We start from the raw sequence: 16,632 nt of genomic DNA, 5'->3' as shown, positions 1-16,632 counted from the left end.
TTGCCCTTTTACAGGCACCATCATTGCTGATGGGTCGCTCACTCAAAAAACTGACAGGCCACTACTTGCGTAGCGCCTATTTCATTATTTCTTGTGAACATTTGATATTTTAAGTTAGACGCCAATCCGAAGATTGACGCTGCACTTACATCAAATGCCCACACTTATCGACTGTTAATTGTTAAAGAACTGTATTCGGTGCTACTTTCGCGCTATCGACAAAGCGTTGTGTTTGTCAGCTGCGAAGAAGGAAGAGTATGAAGCTTTTTCAGCATTTCGTCAACCTTCTTTTTTGCCCGCTTCACTCGGCATTTGCATGCATCGTTCAGCGAGGGGGCGAATTATAGCCCTGCCCCGCGATAGTGGCAAGGCTTTCAGCCAAGATTTTGTATCGCCGCCCTGACCCAGCGAAAACCCAGTCTTTCCTGCTCCATACGCAGGCATTCGCCCAAAGCATGTTCGCGCAGTATTGTAAACAGGGCCAGTTCCTCATGCGTCAATCGGGTCAGATTACCACCGTGGCGTTTATGCGGCTCTTCACTCCCCCACAGCAAGCGGTGCGCTTCCAGGGTCGCGATGTCCATCAGCATGGAGCGCGCTTGCGGCAAGTATGCGCGCAAGCGATCCAGGATGGCAAAGCCGTGCGTATCGATATCGCCCCAGTAAATTACTTCCTTGTCAGCCAACCATGGCACATCACCGAGGCGTTCGACACTATAACCGCCGCCGAAAATCACCATGCAGTCTTCAACCTCCGGAAACGCCAGGCCATTGATTTCATTCTCGGTAATAAAGACGCGTTTTACATTGACATGCAAGGCAGCGAACTGCGCTACCGGCACGCTCAGGTCAGACAAGCCAGCGATATAATGACGCGGATCGAGCAGGCGAAAACGTATCAATACCGGTTTGCTCAATAATCCATAACGCGTTTCAAATTGGCGCGCCCCGACGGCCTGCGCGTCGATCGCCTCGGGCAGCATTAGCTGATCCAGTAATTCCGCCAGCAAGGCCTTGCGCGTTTCGATGAATTTTCCGTCCACCCCAGCGATGTCGAGTTCGCGCAAGTAAAGCTGCGGACGTGGATGCGCCACAAACCATTGCAGGATCAGCACGATGCGTTCCCATGCGGGCGCGTGCTCGAGCAACAGCATCGGACGGCGCGCGATCCAGCCGGCCAAAGCAGGAAACGCCTGCAGCGTCAGCGTCAGCAATTGCTCGAAACGCCGCTTCTCCGCCATTTTTCCGATCAGCCGCAAGGCGTCGTCCTCTTCGTCCACGACCACGCCAGCCGGCATGCGATTGCGCCCCAACTGGCGATGATTGATATCACGCCATTCGATGGTGTAGCCGTAGCCCTTGTGACTCTTGCTGCCTTCGTCAAGTTGGCGTATCCAGCGCCGCACTTCATCGAATTGCTCGCCCAGTTGCGCCGATGCAGGCTGGCGCAGATTGAGAGGCAAGGGAAACAGCACGCTCTGACTGACATGCGCCGCCAGCAGGCGACCGCTGTCCCACAGGCGCAGTAACTGCATACGAATGTCAGCCGGCGTGGTCCAGTTGCTGCTCATGGCACTCATGCGCTGCGGGCCTGGCGCTCGGCCTGGTATTGCTCGATGCTCAGGCAGCGCAACATTGATTGCCGGCCCTCTTCGCTGTGCACGAAACCCAGTCCGGCAACATAGGGTTCGATGATATGAATTTTTTGTAAGGGCGTGACGATTAGCAATTGCAGATTCATGCGCTTGAACAATTCCAGGCCATAGCGCGCTGACTCATCCGAGCCACGCCCAAATGCTTCATCGATGACGACAAAACGGAAGGAACGGGAGCGCACCACTCCCCACTCCAAACCAAACTGATACGCCAGACTGGCGGCCAGCACGGTATAGGCCAGCTTTTCCTTCTGTCCGCCAGACTTGCCGCCAGCATCGGTGTAATGTTCATGCTCGCGGTCGTCTTCGCGCCAGCGCTCGGAAGCCGAAAACACAAACCAGTTGCGCACATCGGTCACCTTGCGCGTCCAGCGCTTGTCCACCTCGGCGCTCCCGCTGCGGCCACGGAAGCGCTCGATAATCGTTTTGACCTGCAGAAATTTGGCTTCGGAATATTCTTCGTCGCTCGACCCGGTCAGCGCGCCTTCGGTGCAGGCACGCAAGTCGGCCTGGAAGTCGCGCAGGTCAGCGTCCAGGTTGGGCTCGGCTTCCAGCGCGATGTAACGGTTGGGGTTGTAATCGATATCATGCAAGGAGAGGTTGATGATGTCGATGCGTTCACGGATGGTTTCCCGCTCCCGCTTGAGCTGCGACTGGAAGCCGGCAATTTCGCGGATCGTGTTTTCATTGAGTAGCTCCTTGAAGCGCTGCGCAAAGCGTGGCAAATCATCGGCCTGCAGTGCCGCCAGCATCTTGCCGAATTCACCAGCGGCATTGATGCTGACATCGACCTCACGCGTATCGAGCGGCCAGGCCGTGACGAAATCACTCATGGTATTGATGATACGGTCGCGCAAACTGGCGATTTTCTTGCCGTCGGCATCGATACGCGCCTGCAAGAAAGTGCGCATGTCTTTTTCACGGTTGTCGCACGACTCCACCGTCAGTTTGTGTTCACCCAGCGCTTCCGCCTGTAGCAGCTGTAGTAAGGGAAAATACAGCTCACGCGCGTGCAACGGCGTGGCGTCCAGCAACTGTGCGCAATCGCCCAAGTGACCGCTGGCCTGCTCCTGGCGTTCGCTGAGCCTGGCATGCTCGGTGGTGTAGCGGCTGATGTCGTCATCCGTTTTGGCTTGCGCTTGCGTCAACGCCTCAAGCTGGCCCTGCAGCTCTTGCAGCAGATCGGACGCCGCTTCCAGTGCCTCTTTTTCACGCAGTAATTGTTCGATCGCCAGCAGCAAGGGCTTCCAGTCCAGTTCGCCGAAATGCTGGAACACCGCCAGTTGCTGCCAGTGACCCAGGCGGTCCTGATGCGTTTTGACATCAATGCCCAGTGCACTGATGCGAGCACGATGGGCGGTGATGCGCAATGACAAATCACGCGCCTGCTTTTCCAGCGCCGCGATCTTGGCCTGGTTGGTCCAGCCCAGCACATAACGGGTGCGGTCTTGCAACGGATGACGGTCATCCTTTTCATGGCGCTCGCCACCCGCCTTGATCTGGCCGTTGCGCGTGATGGCCAATTTTTCACATTGGAATTGCTGCAGCGATTCACAGCATGCGTAGTCGAAACGCCGCGCCAGTTCACCGGCTATCCATGGATAAAATGCCGAATCAGGCTTGATGGACAGCTTGCGCACCAGGGAGTCCGGATGCAGCGGCCGTGCGTCCGGCACATTGACCGCGCGTACCCGAAAATACACCAGGCGCGCTCCAAGATGGCTGCGGTCCACCCATGCCGCCACCGCCGCATAATGGGCTTCCGGCACCAGCAGCGCCAGGCCGAAATTGTGCAGCAGGCGTTCGGCCGCGCCCTCCCACTCGCCCGCATCGTCGCGTACCTGGATCAACTCGCCAACAAAGGGCAGCTCATCACCATCGAGATCAAGCGCGCCGCACAGCAAGTCACGCAGTTTCAGCATCTGGCCTGGAATATTCGAGCGGCGCTGGCGCAACGATGCGAGCTCCGCCGATAACTCGCCATGGCTGGCCCCCAGTTCGCGCACCATGACACCCGCCTCTGTCAGGCTGTTCTGGCACTCGTCGCGCTGCGCGACGCATTGCGCCTGGCCACTGTCGATGGCACGCAGATTGGCGCTGAAGCCTTCGTCATCGGCCGCACCAGGCAAGCCCAGCGCTTGCGCCAATTGCTCGTAGAGCGCTGCGCGCCGCGCACGCTCATCCTTCAGCGTTTGCCGGCGCGCGATCTCGGCGTCGATCTGCGCCAGGCGATTGCCGCCGTTGGCGGAAATGGCTTCCCGTATTTCATCGCGGCGCAGGCCTTGTTCGCCGCGCTGCTGTTGCAGCCGCTGCAGGCGCGCGGCGGTTTTTTCCAGTTCCAGCACCAGTTGTTCCAGGCGGCTTTCCAACAGCTCACTTTTCAAGGCAGCGAACCACGGCCGCAGCGCTTCGCGGCAGCCGCGCAATTGCTCATCCTGCTGCTGCAAACTGGCGTGGCGTGCGCAATCGGCAGTGAGCGGCAGCAATTGCTCGATCTGTTGTTTCGCCTTGAGTACAGCTTCGTGCGCGCGATGCAGATCATCGAAATGGGCGATCAGGGCGGCGATACGCTCTTCGACGGGAAACGCTTCGAGCATGTGCTCACGCACGAAGTCGGTCAGGTTGCCAACCGATTTCATCGACACCGTCTGGTGAAACAATTCCATCGCCTGTTCATTGCCGATACCGAAGCGGCGGCGGAAATCGGCACCATACGGTGGAAAACTGTCGTACAGGGTTATACCCTTGCTGGCGCGCAGGCGCTTGCGCAACTGGGTGATATCGCTACCGAAGCCGGCGAACTGATCCGCGATCGACAAGGCGCTGTCCGCCACCACATAAAAACGCTCGGGCTGGCCGCGCGCATCCTTGAGCCAGAAGACCTGCGCCAGGGTCACCGTCTGATCGTAGCCTTCGTTATAAAACACGCCAAGGATCACGGCATAGGTATTCTGGTCGCGCAAGGCCACCGCGCGCGCCGTACTACCCGTGTCACCGCGTTCCGATTTGTAGTGGCCAAGCACGTATGTGCGCAGGCTGCGCTCATGCGCGTCGGCACCGGCGGCTTTGTTATAGGAAATCTTTTGAGCGGGAACCAGCAAGGTGGTAATCGCGTCGACCAGCGTCGATTTTCCCGAACCGATGTCGCCGGTCAGCAGCAGATTGTCGCCGCCCGGATGCAGTTTCCACACGCGCGCATGAAAGGTCCCCCAATTCAGGACTTCGAAGTGATGCAGCCGGAAGCCCGCACGTTCAAGTAGCGCCGGCTCCGCAAAATCTAATTGGGAACTGACGCCGTCCTCATGATCCCGCGCCGTCATTCCGCATCCTCTGACAGTCCCGCGCCATGACTGGCGTAATCGTTCAGGCGTTGTTCAAAATCGCTAAGCCATTGCGCGTCGACAAAGGCCTTCAAAATGCGCCGCACTTCAAATTGCTGATCCTGTCCACGCAAACGATACAGGAAGCCCAGTTCGACCACTTTATTCAAATGCGTCTCCATGCGGTCAAGCAAACGCGCTTCATTGGCGGTATCGGGCAGGAAAAGGCGCAATTGTTCGGTGATCTGCTCACGGCTGACAATCAAACGCGTATCGCCAGCATGGCTATCGAACTCCGCCAGCTTTTTACGCAACAGCACCAGAATCAAACTGACCGGATAGCTGAGCTGGCGCCGCGGCACCAGGCGCGGCAGCGCTACTTCCCCTTCCGGTGTGGCACGCTGGCGCAGATAGGCAGAGCCCTCGGCTTCGTCGAGTATCAGTTCAAGGCCGATTTGCTGGCAATAATCGCGCACGCGCGCTTGCAACAGCAGCAGTGGCTGCCATAAGGCGACATCGTTTTCCTGGTACAACACGCCTTGCATCAAGGCGATCAGGATCTGGCTGTAATGGGTTTCGCTGGAAGAATTCATCATGCACTGAAAATAAGAAGAGGCACTGTGGCAAGCCGCGCACGACCCTGCGCATCACTCCAGTGTATCGTTTCTTCTTGCGTATCGTCGATCACGCTGGGCAACTCCTGTGTCGCCAGGCTCAGATAGGTGGCCAGTTCCGCCAGACCTTGCTCGAGCGGGTATTCGGCGATCAGCGTGGCGAGCGACACTTGCTTGCGCTGCTGTAGCGCGCGGCGGATATTCGACGCCAGTTTCAGGCGGTCGACATGGACCTGCTCGAACAAGGCATCCGACGGCACCGGTTCGGCGGCTTCATCGAGCACGCCATGCAAAATGACGGGTTTGAAGGGCGGCGTGAACAAGGTGCGATCCATCGGCGCCAGTACATTCGGCGCGGCGGCATCGATCTCGATAAAAGCAGCATGCTCGACCACCGCGCGCGCATCGAGCGCCTTTTTTTCTATGTCGCGTATCAGCTGCATGATGCGGCGGTTTTCCAGCCAGGCCTGATCGTCGAGATAGCGCCGCAGCTGTTCGGACAAACGGGCCACCGTGCGCTGCGTCACTTCGCCTGCCTCCAACCAGTCATAATGTATCCGCAACAAACGGCCATCGGGCGCCAGTTCACGCACCGGATCGAGCGCCATTACCGCATTGAGCAGCGCCGTCAATTCATCCTGGCGCGATGGCGACATCAACAGATCCCAGAAGGCGCGAAAACTCTTGCCTTCATCGGAATCGGCGATCACATCGCGCTTGCCGAAAATTTCCTGCAGCAATTCACCTTTGCTGCCCTCCCAGGTGGCGATACGTTCACGCACCGAGCGATCCAGACTGCGAAAATTGTGCTCGACGGCACGAAAATCGGACAATAGCTCGCGTGCAGTGGACGACATTTGCAGAAAGCGTTCGCGTATCTGGGTCGGCTCCATCATGTCGAGCCGGCCCAGGGCGATTTGCGCTATTTCCGCATCGATGGCCGCCTTGCGTTTCTGCAGTTCGGCGATACGGGTACGGGGATTCAATTCCGTACCATCGATAATCTGCCGCAGCAGATCGAATACCGTCATCAGGCGCGATTCGGTACCGATGAATTGGCGCTGTCCCAGGCCAAGCAGCCATTCGATTGCCTGTTCGGTCGGCGACGTCAGATCATAGTGCGGTTCGTCCTGCCCGCTTGGATAATATTTGCGTAACCAGCCCCGTTCATCGGAAGCCCAGTCGTCCAGATACGCTGTCGCGCTTTTGGGAAACAACACCTCGCCAGCCAGTTCATGCAGATGATACAGATGATCGTCCAGATGCGATGCCAGTTGCTGGCGTGCGATGGTACGGATATTGGGAGCAATAAAATGACGGTGCAGGAAACTGGCGATCATCGGTGCATGATCAGCGGCGAGCAAACGCCAGGCCGGATGGTTGCGGCGCTGGGCAGAAAGTTGTTGATAGTCCATCTGTATGCATTGTGAGTCTATTGCGTACTGTAGCACCGATTAATGTCTCAGCTCTTGATAAATCTCCAGACGAAAAAAAACCCGCCAATTTCTTGACGGGTTTTTCTCAAGGAGAAACAGCCGGGGGCTGTTTCTCCAAATAACAAGCCTGACGATAACCTACTTTCACACTGGTTGCAGCACTATCATCGGCGCAAAGTTGTTTCACGGTCCTGTTCGGGATGGGAAGGGGTGGGACCAACTTGCTATGGTCATCAGGCATAACTTGTACTGGCATTTGTCCTCAGTGGAGCGACAAAGCCTGAATCTGGAAGAAGCAAAGATTGGGTAATGAATAGTAGTATCAACAAACGCACAACGTTGTACCGTCTTATCCTCTGTACCTGCTAAGGTTATAGGGACAAGCCGTACGGGCAATTAGTACTGGTTAGCTTAATGCATTACTGCACTTCCACACCCAGCCTATCAACGTCCTGGTCTCGAACGACCCTTCAAAGAGCTCAAGGCTCTGGGAAATCTCATCTCAAGGCAAGTTTCCCGCTTAGATGCTTTCAGCGGTTATCTCTTCCGTATTTAGCTACCCGGCAATGCCACTGGCGTGACAACCGGTACACCAGAGATACGTCCACTCCGGTCCTCTCGTACTAGGAGCAGCCCCCTTCAAATTTCCAACGCCCACGGCAGATAGGGACCAAACTGTCTCACGACGTTTTAAACCCAGCTCACGTACCACTTTAAATGGCGAACAGCCATACCCTTGGGACCGGCTACAGCCCCAGGATGTGATGAGCCGACATCGAGGTGCCAAACTCCCCCGTCGATATGAACTCTTGGGAGGAATCAGCCTGTTATCCCCAGAGTACCTTTTATCCGTTGAGCGATGGCCCTTCCATACAGAACCACCGGATCACTATGTCCTACTTTCGTACCTGCTCGACTTGTCAGTCTCGCAGTTAAGCACGCTTATGCCATTGCACTATCAACACGATGTCCGACCGTATCTAGCGTACCTTCGAACTCCTCCGTTACACTTTAGGAGGAGACCGCCCCAGTCAAACTGCCTACCATGCACTGTCCCCGATCCGGATAACGGACCAAGGTTAGAACCTCAAACAAACCAGGGTGGTATTTCAAGGTTGGCTCCACGAGAACTAGCGTCCCCGCTTCAAAGCCTCCCACCTATCCTACACAGATTGGTTCAAAGTCCAATGCAAAGCTACAGTAAAGGTTCATGGGGTCTTTCCGTCTAGCCGCGGGTAGATTGCATCATCACAAACATTTCAACTTCGCTGAGTCTCGGGAGGAGACAGTGTGGCCATCGTTACGCCATTCGTGCAGGTCGGAACTTACCCGACAAGGAATTTCGCTACCTTAGGACCGTTATAGTTACGGCCGCCGTTTACTGGGACTTCAATCAAGAGCTTGCACCCCATCATTTAATCTTCCAGCACCGGGCAGGCGTCACACCCTATACGTCCACTTTCGTGTTTGCAGAGTGCTGTGTTTTTATTAAACAGTCGCAGCCACCAGTTTATTGCAACCCTTTCACCCTCATGGAGTAAACCAATCAAGCTACCGGGGCGTACCTTTTCCCGAAGTTACGGTACCAATTTGCCGAGTTCCTTCTCCCGAGTTCTCTCAAGCGCCTTAGAATACTCATCTCGCCCACCTGTGTCGGTTTGCGGTACGGTCTCGTATGACTGAAGCTTAGAGGCTTTTCTTGGAACCACTTCCGATTGCTTCGTGCACAAGTGCACTCGTCTCAACCCCTTGAATTCCGCACCCGGATTTGCCTAAGTGCCTTCTATGAGCCAAAAACCAACTATTCCAACAGTTGGACAACCTTCCGCGATCCGTCCCCCCATCGCATCATACGACGGTGCAGGAATATTAACCTGCTTCCCATCAGCTACGCATCTCTGCCTCGCCTTAGGGGCCGACTCACCCTGCTCCGATGAACGTTGAACAGGAAACCTTGGGCTTACGGCGTGGAGGCTTTTCACCCCCATTATCGCTACTCATGTCAGCATTCGCACTTCTGATACCTCCAGCATCCTTTACAAGACACCTTCGCAGGCTTACAGAACGCTCTCCTACCATATCCAATAAAGGATATCCGCAGCTTCGGTGACTGGCTTAGCCCCGTTACATCTTCCGCGCAGGACGACTCGATCAGTGAGCTATTACGCTTTCTTTAAATGATGGCTGCTTCTAAGCCAACATCCTGACTGTTTTAGCCTTCCCACTTCGTTTTCCACTTAGCCAATCTTTGGGACCTTAGCTGGCGGTCTGGGTTGTTTCCCTCTTGACGCCGGACGTTAGCACCCGACGTCTGTCTCCCAAGCTCGCACTCATCGGTATTCGGAGTTTGCAATGGTTTGGTAAGTCGCAATGACCCCCTAGCCATAACAGTGCTCTACCCCCGATGGTGATACTTGAGGCACTACCTAAATAGTTTTCGGAGAGAACCAGCTATTTCCAAGTTTGTTTAGCCTTTCACCCCTACCCACAGCTCATCCCCTAATTTTTCAACATTAGTGGGTTCGGACCTCCAGGGCGTGTTACCGCACCTTCATCCTGGCCATGAGTAGATCACTTGGTTTCGGGTCTACACCCAGCGACTGATCGCCCTATTCGGACTCGATTTCTCTACGGCTTCCCTATGCGGTTAACCTTGCCACTGAATGTAAGTCGCTGACCCATTATACAAAAGGTACGCAGTCACGGAACAAGTCCGCTCCTACTGTTTGTATGCACACGGTTTCAGGATCTATTTCACTCCCCTTCCGGGGTTCTTTTCGCCTTTCCCTCACGGTACTGGTTCACTATCGGTCGATTACGAGTATTTAGCCTTGGAGGATGGTCCCCCCATATTCAGACAGGATGTCACGTGTCCCGCCCTACTTGTCGTACGCTTAGTATCACCGGTCCAATTTCACATACGGGGCTATCACCCACTATGGCTCCTATTTCCAGAGGATTCTGTTATCGGTCCGACTATCACGTACAGGCTCTTCCCATTTCGCTCGCCGCTACTTTGGGAATCTCGGTTGATTTCTTTTCCTGCAGCTACTTAGATGTTTCAGTTCGCCGCGTTCGCCTTGCATACCTATGTATTCAGTATGCAATACCCTAAAAGGGTGGGTTGCCCCATTCGGAAATCTGCGGATCAAAGTGTGTTTGCTCACTCCCCGCAGCTTATCGCAAGCTACTACGTCCTTCATCGCCTGTAATCGCCAAGGCATCCACCATGTGCACTTATTCGCTTGTCCCTATAACGTTAGCCTCTCATCATTTGCATGAGGAAAGAGCGTTACAGGAATAAGAAAGTACAACGTTGTTGCTTGTTTGTTGATACATACAATCATTACCCATCGATTTGCGTTTTACGGCAAACCAATCAATAAATAATCTTTACTTCTTCCAGATTGTTAAAGAACGAAACAGCTTTGATCGCTAAAAGATCAAATCTAAACCGGGTCTGTTTGACTGGCTTACATTTGCACTTTCGAGTAAAACTTTGGTGGAGGATGACGGGATCGAACCGACGACCCCCTGCTTGCAAAGCAGGTGCTCTCCCAGCTGAGCTAATCCCCCGGGAATTATGTACTAATTAGCTGGTAGGGCTGGTTGGACTCGAACCAACGACCCCCGCGTTATCAACACGGTGCTCTAACCAGCTGAGCTACAGCCCCAACGCGGAACTACTACGACTACTGTTTCTTCTTAATTAAACAGCCGATAAGTGTGAACATTTGATGCGTGAATCATTTCTGATTCGTGCAAACTCTAGAAAGGAGGTGATCCAGCCGCACCTTCCGATACGGCTACCTTGTTACGACTTCACCCCAGTCACGAATCCTACCGTGGTAAGCGCCCTCCTTACGGTTAAGCTACCTACTTCTGGTAAAACCCGCTCCCATGGTGTGACGGGCGGTGTGTACAAGACCCGGGAACGTATTCACCGCGACATGCTGATCCGCGATTACTAGCGATTCCAACTTCATGCAGTCGAGTTGCAGACTACAATCCGGACTACGATACACTTTCTGCGATTAGCTCCCCCTCGCGGGTTGGCGGCGCTCTGTATGTACCATTGTATGACGTGTGAAGCCCTACCCATAAGGGCCATGAGGACTTGACGTCATCCCCACCTTCCTCCGGTTTGTCACCGGCAGTCTCATTAGAGTGCCCTTTCGTAGCAACTAATGACAAGGGTTGCGCTCGTTGCGGGACTTAACCCAACATCTCACGACACGAGCTGACGACAGCCATGCAGCACCTGTGTACTGGTTCTCTTTCGAGCACTCCCTGATCTCTCAAGGATTCCAGCCATGTCAAGGGTAGGTAAGGTTTTTCGCGTTGCATCGAATTAATCCACATCATCCACCGCTTGTGCGGGTCCCCGTCAATTCCTTTGAGTTTTAATCTTGCGACCGTACTCCCCAGGCGGTCTACTTCACGCGTTAGCTGCGTTACCAAGTCAATTAAGACCCGACAACTAGTAGACATCGTTTAGGGCGTGGACTACCAGGGTATCTAATCCTGTTTGCTCCCCACGCTTTCGTGCATGAGCGTCAATCTTGACCCAGGGGGCTGCCTTCGCCATCGGTGTTCCTCCACATATCTACGCATTTCACTGCTACACGTGGAATTCTACCCCCCTCTGCCAGATTCTAGCCTTGCAGTCTCCAATGCAATTCCCAGGTTGAGCCCGGGGATTTCACATCAGACTTACAAAACCGCCTGCGCACGCTTTACGCCCAGTAATTCCGATTAACGCTTGCACCCTACGTATTACCGCGGCTGCTGGCACGTAGTTAGCCGGTGCTTATTCTTCAGGTACCGTCATTAGCAAGAGATATTAGCTCTCACCGTTTCTTCCCTGACAAAAGAGCTTTACAACCCGAAGGCCTTCTTCACTCACGCGGCATTGCTGGATCAGGCTTTCGCCCATTGTCCAAAATTCCCCACTGCTGCCTCCCGTAGGAGTCTGGACCGTGTCTCAGTTCCAGTGTGGCTGGTCGTCCTCTCAGACCAGCTACTGATCGATGCCTTGGTAGGCTTTTACCCTACCAACTAGCTAATCAGATATCGGCCGCTCCACGAGCATGAGGTCTTGCGATCCCCCACTTTCATCCTTAGATCGTATGCGGTATTAGCGTAACTTTCGCTACGTTATCCCCCACTCTAGGGTACGTTCCGATATATTACTCACCCGTTCGCCACTCGCCACCAGAGCAAGCTCCGTGCTGCCGTTCGACTTGCATGTGTAAGGCATGCCGCCAGCGTTCAATCTGAGCCAGGATCAAACTCTTCAGTTTAATCTCTGTTACTTTGCCATTTTATTGGCACCGTCTTGCGACGGGTCGCTCACTCAAAAAACTGACAGGCCACTACTTGCGTAGCGCCTATTTCATTATTTCTTGTGAACATTTGATATTTTAAGTTAGACGCCAATCCGAAGATTGACGCTGCACTTACATCAAATGCCCACACTTATCGACTGTTAATTGTTAAAGAACGGTATTCGGTGCTACTTTCGCGCTATCGACAAAGCGTTGTGTTTGTCAGCTGCGAAGAAGGAAGAGTATGAAGCATTTCACTACATCCGTCAACTCCTTCTTTTCCTGCTCATCGCCGTTTCCGGTGATCCTCAACTGCCGCAGTGACTGCGTCTCATTGGGGAGGCGAACTATAGCAAAGCGCCCCGCCAGTAGCAAGGCTTTTCCGGGGTATTTGCGGCCAACTGCTACAATTTCGCCCCCTCAACGCAAATTCGCGTCCCACCATAGAAGATTCACCATGAAACAACAAGCTCAAGGATCAGGCCTGACCCTGAAACGAGCTGGCTTTACCACTGGCTTCGGCGTACTCGCCGCCACCCTCGGTTCCGCAGTCGGTCTCGGCAACATCTGGAAATTCCCCTATCTGACGGGCGCCAATGGCGGCGCCGGCTTCCTGCTCATCTATTTACTCGCCACCTTATTAGTGGGATTGCCCGTGATGATCGCGGAAATCACCCTGGGCCGCCACGCCAAGGTCAATCCCATCTCCACCATGGAACAACTGGCACCGAAGGGCAAACCGTGGTGGCTGGTCGGCGTCATCGGCATGATCGCCGCCTTCCTGATCGTCGCGTTTTACTCGGAAGTGGTGGGCTGGGTGTTTGCGTATATCGCCAAGGCCATCGACGGCTCCATCCTCAGCAGCGACAAGCTGGTGACGGAAGCAGCCTTCGCCTCCCTGATCAGCAATCCCCTGCAGTCGCTGTTCTGGCAATGGGGCGTGCTGCTGTTTATCGGTGGCATATTGATGCTGGGCGTGACCAAGGGCATCGAGGCGATCGCCAAGAAACTCATGCCTCTGCTGTTCCTGCTGCTGCTCCTGCTCTGCGCGGTCAGCCTGTCGCTCGATAAAGCGGCCGAAGGACTGGCGTTCCTGTTCCGTCCTGATTTTTCCAAGCTGACGGCGTCCGTCGTGCTGACGGCCATGGGCCTGGCTTTCTTTAAATTGTCCGTCGGCATGGGCACGATGATGACCTATGGCAGCTATTTCCGCGACGACCAGAATATCCCTGTCACTACCCTGCGCGTGATGGCGGCCGACCTCGGTGTCTCCATGCTGGCCGGCATCGCCATCTTCCCCGCCGTGTTCACGTTTGGTTTCGCCCCCAGCGCGGGACCGTCGCTGGTGTTCATCACGATTCCGGCCGTGTTCTCGCAAATCCCGATGGGACAAGCGCTGATGGTGGTGTTCTTTATCCTGGCCGCCGTGGCCGCCACGGGCGCGATGCTGTCGCTGATGGAAGTGCCCGTGGTGATTTTTCACGAACGCTTTGGCTGGACGCGCACCAAGGCTACCGTGGTAACCATGCTGCTGCTGGCCGTGCTCGGTTCCGTATGCGCGCTGAGCAACAGCACCCTGGCGGACTTCAAGCTGTTTAATTTGAATATGTTTGATCTGTTCGACTTCGTCTCGTCGAATATCTTCCTGCCCGTGGGCGGCATCGCGATTGCCTTGTTTACCGGCTGGGCCTGGGGCAAGCAGCATTTCATCGAGGCGATCAGCAATCACGGCCAGTTGCAGAATCAAACTCTGGCGCATGTGCTGCTGTTCCTGCTGCGCTTTGTCTCGCCTGTATTGATCCTGATCGTGATGCTGAAGGGATTAAAGGTCTTCTAATCAGAGTACCCGGGTGTAGGTCTGGCGCACCAGCACCCGATCGCCGCAATCGAAATGCCACCATTCGCTGTTGATGCCGAAGAAGCCCGCCTGGAACATGGCGTCGCGCAACAAGCGGCGGTGCGCCACCTGCTCCTGCGTAATCTCCCCGCTTTCCAGCAAAGCAAGCTCCAGCGCCGGGTGTGAGCGTTCACTCAAGTCGTCAAATCCCGTGCCCATGTCCAGTTCCTGCCCATCCGGTCCCACGATGGTGATGTCGAGCGCCATGCCAAATGAGTGAATCGAGCCGCGCGACGGTTCGGCGATGTAGCCCAGCAACTCGGTTCCCTGCAGCGCATCCCACAATTGCTGCTGGACCCGCTGCGGGCGCAGGGCATCGAGCACCAATAAATGATGATCGGGGCGATGCGCGGCCAGCCAGGCCACGGCCTGTTCCAGTGCCGCGGCCGCATCGCGGTGCAGCCAGGCGCAATCGATGGGGCTGTATAAGTCGCGGCCGACGAAATTGTCGGGCGTGGCATAGCGCAAGTCGACGGCGATGCCGGCGATGCTGCTCAGGTGGCGAAATTGCGGGTCGCTGCCGACCGCTTCCAATTGCAAAATTGCAACAGACATCAGACTCCTCTTTCCAGACACTGACGCGCCGCCACGCCGATGCTGTCGGCCAGGCGCCGCGCGCCATGCGACAGCGGCGAGTGGCTCGCCGTCAATAAATACAGTTGAATCGGTATCGTGGGTGCCCAGGGACGGCGCTGCAAGCGCTCGGGTGAACCGGACGCGGCCGTAAACGGGTCGACCACGGCCATGCCGGCGCCCGCTTCCACCAGGGAACGGGCAATTTGATAGGTTTGCACCACGGTAGAAAAGACGGGGTGGATATCCTGCGCCTCGCAGGCGGCCACCACCAGTTCGCCCAGCGGATCGTTGTCCGCATGGCCGATCAGCTCGCCATTCAGGCCATGCGCCGTCAAGGGCGTGCCGCAATCGGCCGCATGCCAGGTGCCAGCCGGCGCGATCACCGTCATGACACCGTGCGCCAGCGGTTCGGCCACGATGCCCGGATGACGCGGGTCTTGCAGCGATACGGCCAAGTCCGCTTCACCGAGGCGCAGGGTATTGACGATCTCGCCCGTGTGGTGGGTAGCCAGCTGGCAACGCGTGTGGGGAAAGTCGCGCCGCCACTCGGTCATGGCAAACGGCAAGACGCTGATGGCGAGCGTCGGCGTGGAAACCAAACGGATGGTTTCCACCGCATGGCCCTTCAGGCTGGCCGCCAGGCGGCGGATGCCCAATAAATCGCGGTTGAGCTTTTCCGTCTCGACAAACAAACGGTGCGCCTCCGGCTTCGGGTACAGCTTGCCCCGCACGCGCTCGAACAGCGGCATGCCCAGCTGCAACTCGCAATGCTGCAAGACCTTGGTCACGGCCGGTTGCGAGATATGCAGCACCTGGGCGGCGCCGCTGATAGTGCCGACTTGCATGATGGCGTGAAACACTTCGATATGACGCAGCCGCATGAGCTATTCCTTTACCTTGCCGTGGCCACCTGGGCCGTCAACGTTCAGCATATAAGAAAAAGTCATGGGCTGGAACGGCTATGCTACTTTGTTGCAACAGCAGGTGTTGCAACCGCTGGGGCCGGCGTCGTCAGCACTTCCAGCAGAGCCGCCGTTTCACCATCGGGCGTGCCGTCAAACAATGTGTTGCGGTATTTCATCTGGAAGGCGATCAGCACATTGCGCGTCGCTTCATCGAAGATGCCCGTATTCGGCGTCGCATACCCATGCTGGGCCAGCTTTTTCTGGAACCAGACGGCGTCCGGCACTTGGCTCTCAAAAATAAGGCGCTGCATGGCCACGCGGTTCGCGTCCGGCCAGACGATCAGGCCAGCATCGGCCAGCTGGCGCCATGGGAACAGCGGCCCCGGGTCCTGCTTGCGCTGCGGGGCGATTTCGTTATGGCCCAGGATATTTTCCGGCGCGATGTTGTAGCGGGCCTGGATATCTTTCAGCAGCGGAATCAGCTCATCGATCTGTGCCTGCGGAAAGGGATACCAGAGGCGGCCTTCCGGCGTGTCCTTGTAGCCGGGGTTGACGATCTCGATGCCAATCGAGCTGACATTCAACTGTGTATAAGTCTTCCAGTTACTCACACCCGCGTGATTGGCCTGGCGCGATTCGTCGACCAGCACGTAAAACTTCGGCTTGTCCGTGTCGGTCAGCAAATAATGGCTGCTGACGACTTGTTCCGTCAGGATCTTGATCGAGCGGGGCAAGTCGCTGACCGTGTAATGGATGACGATGAATTTGACGCGCGGGCTCTGGCTGCGCGCCGTCAAGCTGTGGTCGAGGTGCGGCGCGGGCGTGCTACAGGCGGAGAGCAGGGCCACCAGCAGGGCGAGGGCGATTTTTTTCATGAAAGATCCATGTTCGGGTTAATAAAA

At 55.8% G+C, this 16,632-nt stretch carries 8 protein-coding genes, 2 tRNA genes and 3 rRNA genes; 1 reads left to right on the top strand and 12 read right to left on the bottom strand.

Annotated features, from left to right (window positions below; all coding sequences use genetic code 11):
• Nucleotides 1–374 precede the first annotated feature (374 nt).
• From CLU93_RS12155 to CLU93_RS12115, 9 genes are all read right to left on the bottom strand, one after another.
• The gene (locus tag CLU93_RS12155) at nt 375–1,571 is read right to left on the bottom strand and encodes a DUF3322 domain-containing protein (protein ID WP_257224939.1); all 1,197 of its coding nucleotides are present in this window, start codon (nt 1,569–1,571) and stop codon (nt 375–377) included.
• Between the two features lie 5 nt (nt 1,572–1,576).
• A complete protein-coding gene (locus CLU93_RS12150) occupies nt 1,577–4,975 on the bottom strand; it encodes an ATP-binding protein (RefSeq protein WP_099761442.1) in 3,399 nt (1,132 codons plus the stop codon).
• On the bottom strand, nt 4,972–5,568 hold the full coding sequence (locus tag CLU93_RS12145; protein ID WP_218968379.1) for a DUF4194 domain-containing protein: 597 nt from the start codon (nt 5,566–5,568) through the stop codon (nt 4,972–4,974). The genes CLU93_RS12150 and CLU93_RS12145 overlap by 4 nt, the downstream gene beginning before the upstream one ends.
• Nucleotides 5,568–7,004, bottom strand: a complete 1,437-nt coding sequence (locus tag CLU93_RS12140) for a DUF3375 domain-containing protein (RefSeq protein ID WP_099761438.1) — start codon at nt 7,002–7,004, stop codon at nt 5,568–5,570. The genes CLU93_RS12145 and CLU93_RS12140 overlap by 1 nt, the downstream gene beginning before the upstream one ends.
• A gap of 146 nt (nt 7,005–7,150) precedes the next feature.
• Nucleotides 7,151–7,263: ribosomal RNA gene (gene rrf, locus CLU93_RS12135) — 5S ribosomal RNA — on the bottom strand.
• A 137-nt stretch (nt 7,264–7,400) separates the two neighbouring features.
• Nucleotides 7,401–10,276: ribosomal RNA gene (locus CLU93_RS12130) — 23S ribosomal RNA — on the bottom strand.
• Nucleotides 10,277–10,525: 249 nt separating this feature from the next.
• Nucleotides 10,526–10,601 (bottom strand) — tRNA-Ala (locus tag CLU93_RS12125).
• 21 nt (nt 10,602–10,622) lie between these two features.
• Nucleotides 10,623–10,699: transfer RNA gene (locus tag CLU93_RS12120), tRNA-Ile, on the bottom strand.
• A 98-nt stretch (nt 10,700–10,797) separates the two neighbouring features.
• Nucleotides 10,798–12,328: ribosomal RNA gene (locus CLU93_RS12115) — 16S ribosomal RNA — on the bottom strand.
• Together the 16S, 23S and 5S rRNA genes with 2 tRNA genes alongside form the textbook arrangement of a ribosomal RNA operon.
• Before the next feature lie 481 nt (nt 12,329–12,809).
• Between CLU93_RS12115 and CLU93_RS12110 the strand changes: the two genes are divergently transcribed.
• Nucleotides 12,810–14,189: a sodium-dependent transporter gene (locus tag CLU93_RS12110; protein WP_099761435.1), complete on the top strand. Its 1,380-nt coding sequence runs from the start codon at nt 12,810–12,812 to the stop codon at nt 14,187–14,189.
• Here CLU93_RS12110 and CLU93_RS12105 read toward each other — a convergent pair whose 3' ends face one another.
• The 3 genes from CLU93_RS12105 to CLU93_RS12095 form a co-directional block, all read right to left on the bottom strand.
• Nucleotides 14,190–14,804 carry a M15 family metallopeptidase gene (locus CLU93_RS12105; RefSeq protein WP_099761433.1) on the bottom strand — a complete coding sequence of 205 codons (615 nt, stop codon included), beginning with the start codon at nt 14,802–14,804 and terminating at the stop codon, nt 14,190–14,192.
• Nucleotides 14,804–15,706, bottom strand: coding sequence for a LysR family transcriptional regulator (locus CLU93_RS12100; RefSeq protein ID WP_099761430.1), 903 nt, complete (start codon nt 15,704–15,706; stop codon nt 14,804–14,806). Before CLU93_RS12100 ends, CLU93_RS12105 begins: the two co-directional genes overlap by 1 nt.
• Before the next feature lie 83 nt (nt 15,707–15,789).
• Complete coding sequence (locus tag CLU93_RS12095; RefSeq protein WP_099761428.1) at nt 15,790–16,605, bottom strand: N-acetylmuramoyl-L-alanine amidase; 816 nt, start codon at nt 16,603–16,605, stop codon at nt 15,790–15,792.
• Nucleotides 16,606–16,632: the final 27 nt, after the last annotated feature.

It is taken from the genome of Janthinobacterium sp. 35, assembly GCF_002754575.1.
Lineage (GTDB): Bacteria > Pseudomonadota > Gammaproteobacteria > Burkholderiales > Burkholderiaceae_D > Janthinobacterium > Janthinobacterium tructae.
This window is presented reverse-complemented; position numbering and strand designations above follow the sequence as displayed.

Bases quoted from the DNA above. Each gene is read 5' to 3' on its own strand.
- CLU93_RS12155 (WP_257224939.1), bottom strand. From the start codon at position 1,571: ATGAGCAGCAACTGGACCACGCCGGCTGACATTCGTATGCAGTTACTG.
- CLU93_RS12150 (WP_099761442.1), bottom strand. From the start codon at position 4,975: ATGACGGCGCGGGATCATGAGGACGGCGTCAGTTCCCAATTAGATTTT.
- CLU93_RS12145 (WP_218968379.1), bottom strand. From the start codon at position 5,568: ATGAATTCTTCCAGCGAAACCCATTACAGCCAGATCCTGATCGCCTTG.
- CLU93_RS12140 (WP_099761438.1), bottom strand. From the start codon at position 7,004: ATGGACTATCAACAACTTTCTGCCCAGCGCCGCAACCATCCGGCCTGG.
- CLU93_RS12110 (WP_099761435.1), top strand. From the start codon at position 12,810: ATGAAACAACAAGCTCAAGGATCAGGCCTGACCCTGAAACGAGCTGGC.
- CLU93_RS12105 (WP_099761433.1), bottom strand. From the start codon at position 14,804: ATGTCTGTTGCAATTTTGCAATTGGAAGCGGTCGGCAGCGACCCGCAA.
- CLU93_RS12100 (WP_099761430.1), bottom strand. From the start codon at position 15,706: ATGCGGCTGCGTCATATCGAAGTGTTTCACGCCATCATGCAAGTCGGC.
- CLU93_RS12095 (WP_099761428.1), bottom strand. From the start codon at position 16,605: ATGAAAAAAATCGCCCTCGCCCTGCTGGTGGCCCTGCTCTCCGCCTGT.